Source organism: Prosthecobacter sp. (assembly GCF_044236155.1).
In the GTDB taxonomy this organism is placed as follows: Bacteria; Verrucomicrobiota; Verrucomicrobiia; order Verrucomicrobiales; family Verrucomicrobiaceae; genus Prosthecobacter.
The window spans coordinates 1-17919 of record NZ_JBIIHA010000027.1; the positions used below are offsets into that span (position 1 = coordinate 1).

Consider the following 17919-nt stretch of genomic DNA (forward strand, 5'->3'; position numbering starts at 1 on the left):
CCGGGCGGAGGAGCGAGCCCGTGGCTTCCGGGTTCCAGCCCATGGCGTCCGGGATGGCCGTTTTGAGGCTGAAAACGCCTCCCGGGAGGCAAAACAGCGGTTGGGGGCGGTTGGGGCGGCTCATGGCCGGCGTCGGGTGTGACACCGCCGATGAGAGCACAGACCCCGCGCAGGCCGGTAGTCAATCATAGGTGACGGGTGCTCACTCCTCGTCGTCCTCGTCCTCAAGCTGACCGGTGAATTGCTCCAAGGTCATGCCCAGCCCGTAGCTGATCTGCGCAGTGACAGGCAGCGTGGGATTCGCGGCTCCTCGTTCGATCTTGCCAAGGTATTCGCGACTCACTCCACTCTCACGCGCCAGACCATACTTGCTCAGTCCACAACGTTCCCGGAGTTCCTGCAAGCGCCTCGGCAGCCGCTCTCGGATGCGCTCGGCATAGTTGTGGGCGTCGTGGTTGTCCGGCGCGGTAGGCATCGTTGGTCATCCCCAGAGTTCGTTGAACATGAGTTGCTTCTCGGCGGCGCTTAGGCTGGACTTGGCGACGGCGTTCCAGGCGGTGTTGATGTCGGTGCGTGCCCAGCATTGTGCGATGAGCGCGGCGAGTTTATGGCGAGTATCAGGGCATGCGACGCCTGGCAGCCTGCTGAGAGCTTGCGCAGGAGAGTGGGGCAAATGAACGAGAATACGCTTCGCTTCTCCATCATGCCTCTCGCCTTGGTCACTGGTGCTTTGTGATGTTTCACCTTGCATTCTATTGGGTTGGAAGCTGCCCTTTCTGGTAGGCTGCCAAGCCGTCACGGAGGCGTTTTTCTTCGTCAGGGCTGGTGGCTCGATCTATGGCCTGCTCCTGGCGCTGAATGGCTTCGCTGCGATTACCCTGGCGGAAGTGAAGCCTGGCAAGGTTCTCCAAAATTCGCGGGTGTTGCCCGCGAGTGGCCTCATTGGCCTGCATGGCACACATTTCCGCAAACTTGAGCAGTGCGACGGACGGATTTTCTGCGTGAGCAATGACCCAGACCAGCGAATTGGCAGACCCGCTGTTCTGCTTTTCATCCGTGAGGATCGACTCGCCGAGCTTGATGGCCTCGTTGTCCTCGCGTTTGGCGACGAGGAGTGTGAATTGCTGTTTGCGGATGACAGCCCTCCACTCGGTGTCATCGGCGGGCACGATGGATTTCATCCGGTCGAGCAAGGCTTGCGCATCCACCCAGTTCCGCGTTTTGATGGCGGGTTGGAATTTCCGAAACGCTTCATAGTAGGCCCCGCTGATCTTTCCGCGCACTTGCTGAAGCCGCTTTTCCTTGGCGAGATCGAAGGTTCCGGCCAGCACTTGCTCGACCACAGTTTCGCTCAGGGCTTCCGGGTGGTCGATCCATGCGATGTTGCCGTCTTTGCCCACGAGAATGACGACGGGAATGCCATTCTGCCCGGCGGCTCTGAGCCACGGTTTCGCCACCGCTTCCTGCGAATCGAGCGCGATACGATAGGTCATCTTGTTCGCCACTTTTTCGACAAACGCACTGATTTTACTGGTATCGTCCTCCCACACGTTTTGGCCGATGACGACCAGCCCCTGGTCTTTGTATTTTTGGTGCAGATGCTCGATGTGTGGAATGGAGGCCACACAGGGGCCGCACCAGGTGGCCCAGAAGTCGAGAAGGTAAGCTTTGCCCTTTTCAAACACCTGCACGGGTTCCCCTTGAATCCATGAATGTGCCTTCAGTGCTGGAGCGGGATCGCCGGGGCCAAGCAGGGCCTTCGTGGCTGGCGGCGTGTCCGCCGATGACTTGCCAGTCAGACTGGCAAGACGTTTGCGCACATTGTCTTTGTCGATGGCTGGATCATCGAGCGCCAGCATTTGCCGCCAGACTCGGACGGCATCGTCGGTCTTGCCGTGACCTTCGTAGGCGCGGGCGAGAGAGCTGAGAGCCATGGGATTTCGGAAGCCTCCAATATTGAGCGTCTGCTGCGCGAGACTGATGACTAGGTCGTAGTCAGTCTGATCCTTGTCTGAGACCTTCAATAGTTCACTGGCGATATGGGCAGCGATCATTTCCGACACGCCGGGTGCGACTTCACGTGCGAAGCGATTTGCCGCGGCTGCTTCCCCAAGCTGAATCAGAGCCTTGACGCGGGTTGAATAGTTCAGCGGAGCACTTGCTGGATCGACTTGGTTCATCTCATCCAGCACAGCCAGCACGTCCCGCCAGCGAGTTTCGCGTATCGCCTCGCCCAGCTTCAAATCCAGTTCGGCAAAGGCTTTGTCCATCTGCTCCTGCTGGCGCGGATCGAAGGTGCCCTTGAGCACGGCCGCTAGCGGCCCGTCCAACCGCATGGGATGGCCGATCCATGCTATCCTGCCCTTGCGGTCTATGATGAACGTCTGTGGAATACCCTCACGCCCGGCTTTCTCCAGCCACTCTTTCGCCATAAACTCGGCGTCTTTACCTTCGGGAGTATCCGTGGCGATAGGATGGTTCAAGGCCTCCTTTCGCTTGGCAACAAAGGCGTTCACTGCCTTGGCGTCGTCTTTCACCGCCACAGCCACCACTGTCAGGCCACCTTTCTCGTGCTTCGATTGCAGTTCCGCCAAATGAGGCATGGACGCTATGCATGGTGCGCACCAAGTGGCCCAGAACTCGACCGCGTAAATTCGGCCTGGCTCCAGCTTGGTGACGGGAGATCCCGCCACCCATCGTCCAACTCGCAGCGGCGGCGCGGGATCACCTGCTTTGAGTTGGGGCTCGGCAGCGCGCAGAACAGATAGCGATGCGAGGATCAGGGTGGCGATGAGTATGGAACTGGGTTTCTTCATGAGGTTTTCACTTTTCGTTTTTCAGAGACTCGAGGCGAACGTCGTCAAACCATGTGGCCACTGCGGATTCGCCTTTACCGCCGGGCTGAAGGCCGATGTCGTGCTTGGGCACGTCGCCGCATAACGTGGCGTAGCTGAGAGCAAGTCTCCTGTTGATAAAGGCGCGGAGCTCTTTGCCGCGAAGTTCGATGATGAGTTCGTGCCACACTTCGGGCGCAATGGTGATCTTCTGTGTCTTGGCGTAGAAAAACCTGCGGTTCCAAATGTCCTTCTTCTTCAACTCGGCGGCTTCGGGAGAGCCTTTCGGGTGCATGACATCATTATCCCACGCGGTGATGCTATCGGGACGGATATGAAGCCCGGCAACATTGAAGTCCTTTTCCACCACCGGGTTCGGCCCGCAGACACTGATGCCCATTTGCCCGCCCACAGCGAGCTTGAATCGACAGGTGAAGCGGATGTCAGTCCCGCTGATAGCTCGGCGCAGTCCAGGCGGATGTTTCTCCTCGGGGAAACATTGGCCGCGCAAGGCGCCGTCCATGATCTGCCACCAATCGGGACGCGCCTCCTTGCCGCTCACGGTCTTGCCAAGCGGATGCGTGGCATCAATAGCGCTGGCGAGAAAGCCGTAAGCCCGCCAGTTGTCTGCCAAGGCGCCGCCGTCGGAGAAGTCGTCGCTCCACGATGAATAGGCTGGCACCTTCTCAGCAGCATTTAGGACCGTGATGGAAAAGGATAGAAGAATGAAGATGGTGGGCCGCATAAGCTGGTGTCTCTCAGTCGGTCTTTGGCACGCTCCCGGACTTGTAGCCGTACAGACTCACTTGAATCCGTTTCTTCATTTCAGGATCATCGGCGAGGTGGAGTGCTTTATCAGCTATCTCAACAGCTTTTGACTTTCGGCCCAGGAGAAACTCAGCGTGGGCCAGCACTGACAAGTGTCCGGCGCGGCAGTCGCCCATCAGGTCGCCCTTGTTTGCCGCCAAAGCGAGCTCGTGTACCAAGACGATGATCTCGCGGTGCGGACCTCCTGCGTGATCGAGCAATGCCTGCGCGATCGCATTCAAGCGGCAGCGATCCTTCTCATTGGCTAGAGCTTGGCGTGCGAGAGCGCCCGCCTGCTTGGTATCACCCCTAGCGGCCAGGATTTGAATGCGGACAGGTAGTAATTCGGTTTGTGCCTGCGGCTCAATCTGGATCAGCTCGTCGAGGTGTTTTTCGGCCGCGTCCCATTTCTTCTCTTCTAGGGAGCGGTTGAGGTGAATGGAGGCCGTAACGTCGCGAAAATTATCCTTCAATTCGGGCACGCGGGAAAGGAGTGCATTCAGCAGTTTTTCCGCATCATCCCACCGGCCCTCCTCTTGCGCCTTGTTCAACTCGCTTGCCAGATTGTCAACCTCGCGCGGCAGATCCCCCACGCTGGCGGGTATTGCACCCACCACGGCCGGGCGTTCCGGTTGCGGATTCTGCTGTGGCGTGGATTCTTTGGGCTCGGTGGCGGACACATCCCTCCTACTGATCGCAGCCGTCCCCAAAAGGAGAAGCAGTGGAATCAGGGTGAAAGAGGCGGGGCGGCGGAATTTTGTTGTCATGGAATTATGGAATGTTTGTGGGTTTGCGTGGAGTGAAAGGTCGGCGATTGCAGCGGTGAACGACAGGTCAAGCGGATGTCAGTCCCGCTGATAGCTCGGCGCAGTCCAGGCGGATGTTTCTCCTCTGGGAAACACTGACCACGCAACGCCCCGTCCACGATCTGCCACCACTCGGGCCTGGCATCCTTCCTGCTCACGGGCTTCCCGAGAGGATGTTTGACATCGATTCCTGAAGCAGGGAAACCGTAGGACCGCCAATTTTGGACCAAGGTCTTAGAATCGGAGAAATCATCAATCCAAAACACGGACGGCGCATCTTTAGCCGCATGCACAGCAGGCTCGAATGCGAGCACATAAAAGTCTAGGACGAGCAAACGCAGGAAAATGGATGGTAGGAAAATGCGGAGATACACCTTTATTGGGAATGACGCTGGAGGAGGTTTATTTTGTCTGTTTTGCCGCACGAAGGCTGTAGGCACCCCATGCTAATGTGATTCCAGCGAGCATGAGACAAGTCATCACCAGCAGCGCAAACTCAGCCTGGCACTCCCCCCACACGCCGGACTCCGTCCAGAAGCGAGCCAGCAACCAAGCCAGCAGCGAGGTCAAAGCACTCAGACTGCCGAAATGCCCAAGAAGCAGCCAGCGGTGGCTTGCCGGGCGAATCGAAACCAGCCCTGCCGACACAAGCGAAACAACCATGCACGCAACGATGAAGGTTCCGGTCATCCAGGGAGGCACATTGGCGGTGACGAGACCAACCATGCCCAGGCAGAACATGGGGAAGCATCCAGTCGCGACAATCATCCCCAGAATCGTTTTACGGAACTCCGGCATGCCCGGCTCCAGCCGCCAAGCGCCGGTGGAAGCATCGAGAGGGCTCCCACTCTGCAATCTTAGTGTATCTCGTCGGCGACACATCCACACGCCTAGCCGCCAGCTAGCCAGCAGGACGACCACTGCGGTGATCACGCACAGAAGCAAGGAAGTGTCGGGATTCATGGCAGCGGCCAGTCCGACCATCAGGCCGATAAGGACGCAGACGATCGTCATGCGAATCCACATTCGTCCGGCAAAACGACGTTCATCAGGCGATTGAGCGTTTTCAGTCTGCGCACGAGCCATGGTCCAAAGTGCTGCAGAGGTTCCAGCGAGAGCCAGTAGTGGAGCGGTGCCACCGGCAGAACCGCCAAGTGAAGCCTTCGTCATAGCACCCGTGGATGCGGCTGCCGATGCCGACGTTGTGCCCGTAGCGAGCGCTCCCATGACCGCCACGGTGAATGCAGCCGTCGGAACGGAGGACTTCAGGGCACTGCCCAGCGAGCGCTCCACCCGCTCCGCCAGCATCGCACGGCCTCGCGAGAGTCGTTGCTTCACCGCATCTTCGGAAATCCCGAGTGTTACAGCCACCGCAGCCACGGATTCGTTCTGCCGGTAGAATAGCACCATCGGCTCGCGAAACTGCGGTGGAAGCCGCTGAACCTGGCGCAGCAGGATCGTCCGTTCCTCACTGTCGATCACATTCTCAGCGGGGGATGGTGCAACCTCTCGCGCATCTACCTCCTCGATTCCCGCATCGGCAGCCAGAGGCGTTCGCGCCTCCTTGCGCTGCGTGCTGTTCGCCACATTCCGCGCGATGCCGCAGACCCATGACTTGAACATGGCAGGCTCCCGCAACTCTCCAAGCTGCCTCCAGGCTCTCACAAATGTCTCCTGCGCGATGTCCTCACTGCGATGCAAATCTCCGCAGACCCCGAGAGCGAGGGAACACACCAAAGCCTGATGACGCTGAACGAGCCGACCAAAAGCGTCTGTTCGTCCATCAAGGGCATGTTTGACAAGCTCTGCATCCGGTGGGCCGTCGGGGGGGGGAAGCACTGATGGTGTGTTTATTCATAGCGCCTTCTAAGTGGTCGAAGCTCACTATGAGGTGACACGAAATCTTTGCTACTCTGGCCTGAGTGTGGACCACGGTGCTGCCGGGCATCATCCGCTCTCAATTCGTTGTCAAAATCGGCCAGTCGTCACTGCGGAAGGCGAGGGTGTGCTATTTCGCCTTGCTCAAATACGCCCACGGCATCTTCGCCGTCTCGCGGCCCCAGAGGGTGACGGGCTGGCGGTTGTCGTTACGTTCGTTGATGCCGCAGAGGGTGGCTTGCTGATTTCGATGAGGAAGGCGGGGAGGCTGTAGCACCAGCCATCAGCTCAAAGGGTAACAAACTCGTTTTGCATCCTGCCGGTCACGCGGGCGCTGTGGTCCTCGACGAAGAGGTTGATCTCGGTGCGGACGCCGAAGTCGGGGAGGTAAAGGGCGGGCTCGATGGAAAAGCAGGTCCAGGGGATGATGCGGCGGTCGTCGTGGGTCTCGTAGTTGTCCATGTTCGCGCCGACGCCGTGGACCTCGCGGCCGATGCTGTGGCCGGTGCGATGGCGGATGAACGAACCCATGCCGCGTGACTCGATGCAGCCGCGCACGGCGTCATCCACCTCGAAGCCGCGAATGGTGCGCCCGGCGGCCATCGCTTCCTGAACGAAGCGGATGCCCGCGTCACGCGCGGCGACCACGGTGGCAAAGGCGTCGCGCATGGGCGCGGGCACTTCATCGCCGCAGAAGGCCATCCAGGTGATGTCGTAATAGACACCCTCGGGCACATCCAGCTTTGCCCAGAGATCGAGCAGCACGAGATCGCCACGGCGGATGGGCGCGCTGCCGGTCGCGGGAGGTGAATAATGCGAGTCCGACGCATTCACGTTCGCTCCGACAATGGGCGGATGATTCGTGACCATGCCGGCCTCCTGGAAGCGCTGCATGACAAACTGCTGCACGCCGTATTCGTCGATGGACTGGCCGCTGTGGGTGGCGGTCTTGATGAGTTCAAACGCCTCGTCGCGGATGCGGTCCACGCGGCGACCGGCTTCGAGATGCAGCTCAAGCTGCGCGGGCGTCCACCGGGCCTCGAAGATCTGGATCAGCTCCGCCGAGCTCACGACCTCGACACCCAGACTGCGGACGAGTTCCGCCGTGCCCGCATCCACATTCGCGACATAAGGCACGGCGCAACGCGGCGAGTATTGCATGGCGACCTTCCGCGCCCCGCCCAGCAGATCGCGCAAGGCCGGCTCCTGCTCCTGCCAGCGAGCATAGAGCATCTTTTCGCCGCGCAGTGCATCGAGTTGGTGAGGTTCGACGCGATGAACCAAACCACGCGGCAGGCCTTTGGCCGGGATGAAATAATACCAGCGGCGCGAGACATGGCCCACGGCAGGCAAACCGAGCACGCGATAGGCCAGCGGGTCGCGGAAGTGATGGTCGAAGAACAGCCAGCCATCGAGTCCGGCGCTGGTCAGTTCGTTTTGGATGGCTTCAAGATTCATGGTTCCTTGGCGGCGGTGGCAGGGGTGACGGGCAGATGCTGGTGCAGGTAGCGGGTGATGGTGCCGTGAAAATGACGCACGGTGTTGTCGCCCTCCGAGATGGCGTGGCTGCGGTTCGGATACGGAACGGCCGTGAAGTATTTGTTGTGCTTGATGAGCTCGTTCATCAACTGCTCCGTGCCTTGGTAGTGCCCGTTGTCATCGCCGGTGCCATGGATGAGCAGGAGGTTGCCCTGAAGCTGGCTCGCATGAGTGATGGGCGAGCCGAGGCGATAGTTCTCCGCATTGTCCTTCGGCAGACCCATGTAGCGCTCCTGGTAAATGGTGTCGTAGAGCAACTGGTTCGCGTTGGGCGCCACGGCGATGGCGGTGGAATAGAGGTCCGGGTAGCGGAAGATGGCGTTCAGGCTCATGCTGCCGCCGCCACTCCAGCCCCAGACGCCGACGCGGGCGGGGTCCGCGTCAGGCCAGCGCTTGAGCAAGGCCCGGACGCCTGCGGCCTGGTCCTGCGCCGCGAGGATGCCAATCTGGCGGAAGGCGCTTTTGCGCCAGGCGCGGCCGCGCGGGACCGGTGTGCCGCGGTTCTCGATGCTCGCGACGATGTAGCCCTGCTGCGCCAGCATCCAGTGCCAGGTGCCTCTTTCGCCCGGCCACTTGTCCCGCACGGTCTGGCTCGCTGGCTCGCCATACACGTGGATCAGCAACGGGTGCTTCAGGGAGGGATCCATGGCCGGCGGCTTGAGGCCCCAGGCATCCAGCAAAACACCGTCACCGATGTCCAGTTTCAAAAGCTCGGCGGCGGGCTGCTTGAGGGCCGCGAGCTTCTCACGGAGCTTCTGATTGTCCTCCAGAGCGCGCACAACCTTGTGATCAGACACCTGGATGAGCGCCACCACCGGCGGCTGAGTGAAGTGGGAGTGCGTGTGCATCGCCCACTGAGCGTCAGGCGAGAACTCATAGCTGTGCCAGCCCGGCTGCGAGGCCGGCGACAGACGCTCGGGTTTGCCGCCGCTGAGGCGCTGCCGATAGAGATAGTGCTGCGTGGGGTTTTCCGGCGAGGCGGAAAAGTAGAGCCAGCCATTCGCTTCATCCACAGCCTCGATCTGGATGACATCAAAGTCGCCAGTGGTGATCCGATCCAAGCTCTTTCCATTCGTGTCCGCCAGATAGGCATGGCGCCAGCCATCGCGCTCGCTCAGCCACAGAAACTTCTCGCCGCCAGCCATCCAGCGCACCGGGTTGTCATTTTCCAGCCAGGCCTCATCGGTCTCGGTGAGGACGGTGCGAACCGTGCCGGTGCTGGCCTCAGCCAGCATGACCCGGTTGATGTTTTGCAGGCGATTGAGCTGCTGCACGAGGACGCGCTTCCCGTCCGGCGACCACTCCGCATGAGGAATGTAGTGCTCGCGTGGATCGCCCGGCACCTCCAGCCAGCGCACTTCGCCGCCAGTGGCGCTGACCACACCCACCCGGGTGGCGGAATTGGGTTCGCCCACCTTGGGATAGGGAAAGGACGTGATCTTTGGATAGCTCTCGTCGGTGTTGTTGATGAGATGAAACTGCCGAACGCCGCTGGTGTCGAACTGCCAGAACAGAATGGATGAGCCGTCGGGGCTCCAGCGAAAAGCGTCGCGAATGTGAAGCTCCTCCTCATTCACCCAGTCGGAGGTGCCATTGATGAGCGTGGGCGAGCCATCCGCGGTCACGGCGGTGATCTTCATGCCAGTCAGCTCCTGAACGTAGATGTTGTTCGCGCGGACGTAGGCGACTCGTGTTCCATCGGGCGAAAACTTGGCAAACATGAGCGTGGAGGGCTCCGCATCGCCGCCGAGTTTCCGCAGAGAACCGGGCTTCCCCATCTCAAGCACCCAGTAGTCGCCGCGTGTGTTGCGCCGCCACACGCGCTGGCTGTGGGTGTAGATGAGAAGCTTTGACTCGTCGGTGGAGAGCTCGAAGGCCTCGACCTTCAACGGCTCGGCTTCTCCTTTCGGCTGGAACCCGGCGGCTGGCACCAGGATCTCCTTTTTTCCCGTGGCCGCATCGTTGCGGACCAAGTCCTGGCCTTGGCCCTCTCGTTGCGGGACTTCGAGAGTCAAATACGAAGCGGTGCGCTTGCTCCATCGGTATTCCCCCAGCGAACGTTCCTTGAACTCATGGTCGGCAAAGATGCGATCCAGATTCAGCATGGCGGGATCGGAAGCGATGCGCTGGTCATTCAGGTTGTCTTGAGCTGTCACGGCGGTTGTGGCTGCGATCATGGGGAAGACGAAAAAGAGAAATGGTTTCATGGGCGGCTGCGTCCGGACTTCTTCGACTCCTCGAGCAGCGTTTGCAGTTCCTTCACGATCTCGGGCTTCTTCGAGTAGAGATTCGCCGTCTCGCCGGGATCGTTGGCGAGGTTGTAGAGCTGGCCGGGGGCCTCAGGATCGGTGTCGGGCAGGGCGTAGGGCTTGAGCTCGCCTTTGTCGTAGTTGTTTCCGCCGGAGCCGCGGTGGGCGATGTATTTCCAGTCACCGCGACGAATCGAAAGCGTGCGCTGCCCGCCAAAGGCCTGGGTGAGCAGATAAGGCCGGATCGGAGCGGTGGCAGTGCCTTCGAGGGCGGGGAGCATGTTGAAGCTGTCTTCCGCGCCATCGTGCGGCAACTCAGCACCGGTGATCGCCGCCACGGTGGCCATGATGTCGGTGAGGCAGAGGGTTTGATCGCTGGTGCTGCCCGCTTTCACCTTCGTTGGCCAGCGGACGATGAAAGGCACGCGGTGGCCGCCTTCCCACGCATCGCGTTTGATGCCGCGCCAGGGTTTCGCGCCATCATGGGCATGATCCGCACGCATGTGGACGGCGCTCGCCACTTCAGGGCCGTTGTCGCTGCTGAGGATGACGAGCGTGTTTTCCGCGAGGCCGTGCTTTTCGAGTTCCTTCATCAATTCGCCGACGACGTGGTCGAACTCGGCGATGAAGTCGCCATGCGGTCCCGCTTTGGTTTTTCCTTGGAACTCCGGCGCGGCAAACGATGGCAAATGCACGGCCTGCGTGGCGTGGTAGAGGAAGAAAGGCTTGCCCGGTGACTCCCGAGCATGCTGCTGGATGAACTCGCGGCTCTTCTTCAAGAAAACGAGGTCCACCTCCTCCATCGGAAAGTCCGGCGCGATGAATCCGGCACGACAATCGTTCGCATACGGATGCTTCGGGAGCTTCGATTTGTCGATGGGACCGGTAGGCGGAACCGGGATGTGATCACCGTCGATGAACGCGTAAAGCCACTCAGTGGTGGGACAGCACGCGGTGCCGAAAAACTGGTCAAAACCCTGATCGAGCGGCCCGCCCTCGATGCGGCGCGAGTAATCGATGCGCTGCACAGCGGCTCGCTCACCGGAGTGTATCGCTACGCCAGCCTGATCGCGAAAAGTCAGCCCGATGTGCCATTTGCCCACCGCCGCCGTGGCGTAGCCCTGCTTCTTCAACAGGCCAGGAAGCGTGAGCTTTCCCGGGGCGATCAACGACGGTCCGCCTGTGCCCTGAAACACCGTGCCGCCGTTCGGCACGCGAAACGCCATCTGCCCGGTCATGAGGCTGTAGCGCGACGGCGTGCACACCGTGGCCGGGCTGTGCGCATCGGTGAAGCGCATGCCTTCGCTCGCGAGCCGGTCGATGTTTGGCGTGGGCACCTTTGAGTCGGCATTGTAGCAGCGCACATCGCCATAACCGAGGTCGTCGGCGAGGATGAGGAGGATGTTCGGCTGCGCCGAAAATGACGAATGAGGAGCCGAGCAAAGCGAGACAGCCAGCACCGCGAAGCGTGTGCTGCTCCGAAGAAGTGAGCGAAGCGAAGCAATGGCGAATGCCGAAAGAAGCAGCAGGAAGAGTCTCATGGTGTGCGCACCTTGGCGTGGGCCTGCATGTTCGACTGGCAGTCGAGGATAAAAAAGCGCAGGACTTGGTGGTTCGTATCGGTGGACACGGCGGGCAGAGCGATCAGGCAATCTGCGGTGAGTGTGGACTGGATTTCCATGCCGTTGGCAATGCTCACGGATTCACTTTTGGTTGATCAGCCTCTTCGCTTCTTCGACGCGGCGTTTCATGTCCTCGGCTTTCATTGCCTGGGTGAGTTCGCGCATTTCGCCGCCGTGGAGCACTCCTGGCGTGGAGGGTTTCTTTCCGGTGTAGATCTGATACATGTCGGCGATCGTGAAGGGGTCGTTGCGCTGGGTGTCGAAGGGCAGGTTCGAGAGATCGCTCGATTTCAGAGTCTCCAGCGGGTTTCTGGCCCAGGCGTAGCGGAAATAGACGGGGTCGGGGACGAGGTCGCTGCTCAGGACGATGGTGGAGCGCTGCCAGTCGGGCTGGCCTTGGCCGCTGTTTTTGTCGAGCCATTCGGCTTTTGCGGGTTGGAAGCGTCCGTCCTTGCCGGCGATGGCGAAGCCCTGGATCGGGCCGTCGTGGAAGGGGATTGCCCAGGTGTCGAGTTTGAGGATGAGCTTGCCGTTGCTGGCTTTGACCGCCTGGAGCTGCGGCGGTAGCCAGCGAATGTTTTTGCCGTATTGCGTGGCGAGAGCCCATTTGGCGATGCGTTCGCCGACGGCGACTTTGAGCTGCGGATGATACCAGGCGCGGTGCTGGTCGAAGCTGCTGGCGTAGCCGATTTTTTTGTCGCCCGCTTTGCGGAGGTTGAGGAAGGTCTGGTAGTGGACCTCGCGGATGTAGTTTCCTTCATCGACCATCGGCGGCAGGAAGTTCTCCAGCGTCTGCGGCTGGTCCTGCGTCTCCTGAGTGATGATGCCGAAGGGCATGGCTGGGTCATTGAAAGCAGCACGCCACGCCTTGATCATCTCCGGGAAGACCCGCGCATACATTTTGTGGCCGTTCGGCATGAGCGCGTCGTTGTAGCCTTGATGCCAGAGGGCTCCTTTCACCGGGAGTCCGGCAATCGTCGAGAGCGTGGCGGCAAACAGACTTCCCGGACGGTTCATGTCCGCTGCCGGACCGGGCTGCAAATCAGTGGGCGGCTTGCGATCAGCCGGGATCGGTTTGCCCTGGGCTTTCATGGCGGCGATCCGGTCGTTGTATTGCTTGAGCCGGTTCTCGAGATCCTTCTCGGGATCGAACTCGGCCACCTTCTTGTCCCACTCCTCCAGCGTGCTCTTCACCTCAGGCGTGTCGATTCTCCTCAGCACCTCGATGGGTGTCCAGGTCATGAGCGAAGTCCCACCTCTGGAAACGTCCACGAGGCCGATGGGCACGCGCGTGGCCATGTGGAGGCGACGGCCAAAGACGTAACCGATGCCGGACATCTCCGCCACGGTGTCTGGCGAGCACACATCCCAGTAGCCCTGCCGGAATTGCCGGCTGAAAAATGAACTCCACTGGTATTGGCGGGGGAACGCTTTCTTGGTCTCCGGTCCGTTTTGCTGGGGCACGGTGAAGAGACGGATCTGGTCGAAGTTGGCGGAGATGATCTCCAGCGGGCCTTCTTCCAGCTTGGCGATTTCAAACTCCATGTTGCTCTGACCGCCGAGCAGCCAGACATCGCCGACGAGGATGTTCGTCAGCTCGATTTTGCTGTCTTTGCCCTTCACGGTGATCGTCCGAGCCTCCGTGCTGGCGGGCAGGGCGGGCAGTTCGACCTTCCACGACCGGTCAGCAGCGGCGGTGGCGGACTTGTTGTTGCCACCAAAGCTCACGGTGATGCTTTCACCGGGAGCGGCCCAGCCCCAGAGCGGCATGGGTTTGTCCCGCTGCACGACCATGTTGGACTGAAACAGATTGTGAACGCACAGGCCGCTTCCGATCGCTGGCGTGTCGATGCGGTCCTGGCCTCTTTCCAGCTTCTCTTCAGCGTGGTGAGTGGAGGTGCACGCGATGGCGACCCAGGTGGCAAACAGCAGGCGTTTCATGTTACGGGAGCTTGATCAGGGTGGGAGTGTCGTTGCTGGCTTCGATGGCCTTGATGGTGTCACGAACTGAGTTGGCCTTTTGCAGACCGAGTGGTTTGGGGAAGTCCGGCTCCTCCTTCTCGAAGTAATGGGCGATTTTCTCCAGTTCGGGAATCAGCGCCTTCGCATGCGTGCCGTAGGCGAGGAGGATCTTCATCAGCTCTGGCGTGCGGTTCTGGCTGGCCCAGGGATTTTGATCGCGCGTGTATTTCATCAGCGCGTCCATGCCTTCCTGGACGTGATGCTGAGCCAGAACGCGCAGTCCTTCGACACGAATCGTGTCCGCGAACATCTCGCCGCTCGGCGCAGGCTGCTCGATGGCCTGAAGAATGGCGGGAAGCAGCGACTGGATCTCATCGGTCGAGAGATTGCGGTAAACGGAGCCGATGGCTCCCCGTGCCCGGCCATCCTGATTGTTGAGTCCGGCCTTCACGGCCTTGTAGAGTGCCTCGCGGTCCACGCCTGCGAGCGAGCGACTGAGCATGCCGCTGCCATGCTCGCCATGCGTGTCGAACAGGCAGAAAGACAGATACCGCTGCTGCATGCCGCGCGGATCGTTTTTCTCATCGACCTGGGCAAGCAGTTCGAGCAGTCGCGGCACCGCCTTCATGGCAGGCGCGCCGATGGCGGCAAGCGCCTCGGCAGCCTTGATGCGCAGCCAGAGATCGGGGTCGTTGAGAGTCTTGAGCAAAGCATCCATGGCAGGCGCTGCACGGCCGCGTAGAGAAATCAAGCCCTGGCAGGCACCGTAGCGCGTTTCGAGACTTGGTGAGCCGAGCATCTCGATCAATGGAGCTGGGTTCACACCTTTGCGCCGGCCAAGAGCGTCTGCGGCACGTTCGCGCACGATGGGCGACCAGTTTTGCAGGCGTTCGAGCAGTTGTTGGTCACTGAGCGCGTCGTAGAAGCTGTTGCGATCCTTGTTGCTCCAGCCGCGACCATCCGCGACGACCGCCTGGGCCGCGGTGGCATTGAGCTGCGGCACGTTGCTGGGCTTTTTGCCGGTGAGATGCAGCTTCTTCAGCGGCATCGCGCAAGCCAGCACATAGGCACCCGTGCAGTCCCAGCCCGCATAGCTGTCGTTGCCGTTTTCGGGCGGCCCTTGATGCAAAAAGCTGCCATCCCAGCGCCGTGCGAGATCGAAATACCACGCTCCAAACTCCTGCATCCACGCCCCCGTTGCCTGCGGACCCGAGCGCGCCACGCCGGGCATCGCCCAGAGCATGTTGAAGAAGTTGCCCGTGTGTCCCGTGTCGCGCTCGGGGCCATGGGACGCAAGGCTCATGCGCGAGAAGAACTCCGCGCCCTTGGGCTCGCCGAGCAGGTCGAACAGCACAGCGGCCATGCCGCACTTGCCATTGTCATCATGGTTCTGAATCCATGGATGATGGTCGCCATACGGAATGGCTCCCTTGCCGATGTAAAAGCGCAGCAAACGTGCGCTGCGTTCGATGGCCAGATCGACCGCAGGATCTATGACACCCGCATCGCGAGCCAGCACCAGCCCGATGGTCAGCGGCACGCCCGGCGAGTTCATCATGCCATAGCCGCGCAGCCGTCCATCAGGCCGCGCAAACCCATGTCCCCAAGAACCGACGGCGCTTTGACCATTCGCCGACTCCAGCGCGAGACGTTTCAGACCCGGCAACACCGACTCATCGCCGGTGGCGATCACATACTCGCCGAGGAAGATCATCACATAGCCGTAGTGCCATGTCTGCATGCTGGTGGCTGAGTAGGCGGCCGCCCATTCGGCTTCCTTCTTGACCAATGGCAGGTAAGCGGCGTCACCACTCGCCAGCAAGGCCAGCGCATTCAGCGAACGCGGAATAGGATCCTGATTGCCATAACCCGCGGCCCCCATGCGTGTCGCGATGGCCTTGCAGCCTTGCTCCACGATGCGTTTCGACTTTGCGCAATCAAACGGAGCCGTCGGCGAATAACTGCCGAGCACCGGCAGCTTTAAGACGACCTCTTCTGTCTTTCCCGCACGCCACCTCGTCAGCGTCAGCTTGCCGCCGCCCGCTTCCGTTTCCGCTGCCGTGAGCGCGAGGCCCATCTCCTTGCGTGGATCGTGTGAAAATGCCTTCCCGCCAACGCCAAGAATCACATCACCCACCGCGATCACTCCATCCGCCGGCGACTTGGGCTCCACCTTCGTGATCGCGATCTGCCGCGCGTCACTCGTGACCAAAGTGTCGCAATACATCCAACCGCGCAGCCCCGTGGCCCCGAGGTTCCAGTCGTGCTTCGCATTGTTCGGAATCGCATCGCCCTTCGTAAAGTCAGGAACATTCAATGACTCTTTGGGGCCAGCGCCATGCAGCGTGAGCGAGCATGGCAGCAACAGGTAGATGGCAAGGATGTGCGTGCGTTTCATTGGGATTTGGAGTCAGCGAGCCAGAGTTGGCTGAGCAGTTGGAACATCTCGGGATCGTGCTTTTGCAGCTCGTCTCTCGTGAAGGGAAAGAAGTCATTTTTCGCGAAGAAGGCCTCGGAGCATTCGGCGAAGTATTCTTTGGCGTTTGTGAGGGCGTAGGCGCGGTCGAGTCGCTTGCGACCTTCGCTGTCCTGACGCTGCACGCGGTCGTAGAGGCCGGCGGCCTTGGCTTTTTGATAAGCGGCCTCGATTTGAGCATTCTCGAAGCCGAGCACGCGATCATGAAACGCGTGCGCCAGCTCATGCAGGGCAAAGTTGGGCATGCGGCGTGTCTCGGCCTCGAAGATGCGCACGTTGGTGAACTCGACGCCCTTCACCATCGCGGGATCGCGACCGTTGTCCTTCAACCAACCGGCACCCGGATGGTATTCGGCACGCGGAGGCACCTTCGGATACTCGGGATTGATCCACAGCGGCACTTTTTGAAGTTCCGCGACCGCTTTGGCAGGCACGACGCGGATGATTTCATCGAGTTGAGCCTGTAGCAGCGGCAAAACCTTGCTCCACGCCGTGGCGTCGATTTTGGGACTGATGTGGAGGGTCCAGCCGGAGAGGTTGCGTGTTTGGTGTGCTTTGTTCGCCGCATCGGATCTCGCGCGGGCCTTGGCGCGGATGAGTTCGCGGGCTTTTTCGAGGTGCGGCGGCCAGGTGAACTTGGGCGCGGTTTTCGGATCGTAGCCTTCGAGATGGCCGGTGAGGCGGGTTTGAGGCTTGGTGTATTTGAGCACGGTGTCGCCGAAGACCTCGCGACACAGCGCGGCGAGGCCGGGATCGTAGTCGAGCAGCTCGGCGCGGGTGTTGACGTGGTTGTGGTCGTGATCGGGATCGCGGTTGTTGTCGAACCAGCTCTGCACGCCCTCGGCGAAGTATTCGTGATGGTTCACGCTGGCGTATTTGCCCTTCCAAAGGCCCGCCTTCATCGCGGCGTCGTAGGCTGCCTTCACGCGTTTGTCGAACGTGGCGTCCACATTGATCATGCCGCGCAGGTGGATGTTGTGCGCCAGTTCGTGGATGAGGATGTTTTCCGTGCTGTAGGGATCGCCGTCGTAGGCGAGCAGGTTTTCCTCGGCGCAGGAGCAGTAGGGATCCGTGATGCTGCCGCCCATGCCGCGGGCACGAGCATCGCGGAAATCACGGGCGCTGAGATTCTCAAAACCTTCCTCTTTTTGCTCGGCGAGCCAGACCCACTCGGGTTGATCGCAGGTGAACTCGTTGTGCGCGAGGATGCTCAGTCGTGCGCCGCTTTTCACCATGGCCTCGCGAACGTCAGGACGCTTCGAGAGCATCATATCGATGATGTAAACGGCCTCCTTCAGCGCATACGGACTCACCTTGGCCGAGGCGACGACGGGAAAGCCGCCTGCGCTGGCCTGCTGCGTGTAAAACGACGGCAATCCACCCACGCGAAACGCCTGCACACGCACCTCAGCAGTCACGAGGCTCTCTTTTTTGTCCTCGCGACCCACCACGGCAAAGCGATGCCCGAGCGTGGTGCCGATGATTGTGTGCTTGCCCGGTGGCACGGTGCCATTCGGGATGCGTTCGCCTTTTTCATTGATCCAAAAGACCTCCACGACCTGTGCGGTGCCATTGATGATCTGCAGCTTTGGCCGTTCCAGCGCGGCTTGAAGCGCGGAGGAGAGGAAGCAGGCGATCAGCAAAAGTCGTTTCATAAGAAAAGGCAGTGTGGGCGTGAAACGCGGCAGCGTCTTGACCGGGAAGGCCAAAACGGGCGTGAAATGCCGCACAATCGCAAAACGCACT

At 60.6% G+C, this 17919-nt stretch carries 13 protein-coding genes; all 13 read right to left on the bottom strand.

All coding sequences use genetic code 11. The annotated features are described in order from the left end of the window. Positions 1–202 precede the first annotated feature (202 nt). Positions 203–475 carry a helix-turn-helix domain-containing protein gene (locus ACILSE_RS18730; RefSeq protein ID WP_395718957.1) on the bottom strand — a complete coding sequence of 91 codons (273 nt, stop codon included), beginning with the start codon at positions 473–475 and terminating at the stop codon, positions 203–205. Between the two features lie 277 nt (positions 476–752). After that, positions 753–2816 (bottom strand): redoxin family protein, encoded by a 2064-nt coding sequence (locus tag ACILSE_RS18735; RefSeq protein ID WP_395718958.1) that lies wholly within the window; start codon positions 2814–2816, stop codon positions 753–755. Between the two features lie 7 nt (positions 2817–2823). Further along, a complete protein-coding gene (locus tag ACILSE_RS18740) occupies positions 2824–3516 on the bottom strand; it encodes a hypothetical protein (RefSeq protein ID WP_395718959.1) in 693 nt (230 codons plus the stop codon). A gap of 76 nt (positions 3517–3592) precedes the next feature. After that, positions 3593–4408 carry a hypothetical protein gene (locus ACILSE_RS18745; protein ID WP_395718960.1) on the bottom strand — a complete coding sequence of 272 codons (816 nt, stop codon included), beginning with the start codon at positions 4406–4408 and terminating at the stop codon, positions 3593–3595. A 441-nt stretch (positions 4409–4849) separates the two neighbouring features. Then, positions 4850–6286, bottom strand: a complete 1437-nt coding sequence (locus ACILSE_RS18750; RefSeq protein ID WP_395718961.1) for an RNA polymerase sigma factor — start codon at positions 6284–6286, stop codon at positions 4850–4852. A gap of 169 nt (positions 6287–6455) precedes the next feature. Next, positions 6456–6602, bottom strand: coding sequence for a hypothetical protein (locus ACILSE_RS18755; RefSeq protein ID WP_395718962.1), 147 nt, complete (start codon positions 6600–6602; stop codon positions 6456–6458). 11 nt (positions 6603–6613) lie between these two features. Continuing rightward, the gene (locus ACILSE_RS18760; RefSeq protein WP_395718963.1) at positions 6614–7783 is read right to left on the bottom strand and encodes a M24 family metallopeptidase; all 1170 of its coding nucleotides are present in this window, start codon (positions 7781–7783) and stop codon (positions 6614–6616) included. Then, positions 7780–10071 carry a S9 family peptidase gene (locus tag ACILSE_RS18765; RefSeq protein WP_395718964.1) on the bottom strand — a complete coding sequence of 764 codons (2292 nt, stop codon included), beginning with the start codon at positions 10069–10071 and terminating at the stop codon, positions 7780–7782. Before ACILSE_RS18765 ends, ACILSE_RS18760 begins: the two co-directional genes overlap by 4 nt. After that, on the bottom strand, positions 10068–11654 hold the full coding sequence (locus ACILSE_RS18770) for an arylsulfatase (RefSeq protein WP_395718965.1): 1587 nt from the start codon (positions 11652–11654) through the stop codon (positions 10068–10070). Before ACILSE_RS18770 ends, ACILSE_RS18765 begins: the two co-directional genes overlap by 4 nt. After that, a complete protein-coding gene (locus tag ACILSE_RS18775) occupies positions 11651–11812 on the bottom strand; it encodes a hypothetical protein (protein ID WP_395718966.1) in 162 nt (53 codons plus the stop codon). The genes ACILSE_RS18770 and ACILSE_RS18775 overlap by 4 nt, the downstream gene beginning before the upstream one ends. A 4-nt stretch (positions 11813–11816) precedes the next feature. Continuing rightward, positions 11817–13676: a sialate O-acetylesterase gene (locus ACILSE_RS18780; protein ID WP_395718967.1), complete on the bottom strand. Its 1860-nt coding sequence runs from the start codon at positions 13674–13676 to the stop codon at positions 11817–11819. Position 13677: 1 nt separating this feature from the next. Continuing rightward, positions 13678–16095, bottom strand: coding sequence for a DUF6288 domain-containing protein (locus ACILSE_RS18785; protein WP_395718968.1), 2418 nt, complete (start codon positions 16093–16095; stop codon positions 13678–13680). Continuing rightward, a complete protein-coding gene (locus tag ACILSE_RS18790; RefSeq protein WP_395718969.1) occupies positions 16092–17828 on the bottom strand; it encodes a zinc-dependent peptidase in 1737 nt (578 codons plus the stop codon). Before ACILSE_RS18790 ends, ACILSE_RS18785 begins: the two co-directional genes overlap by 4 nt. Positions 17829–17919 lie beyond the last annotated feature (91 nt).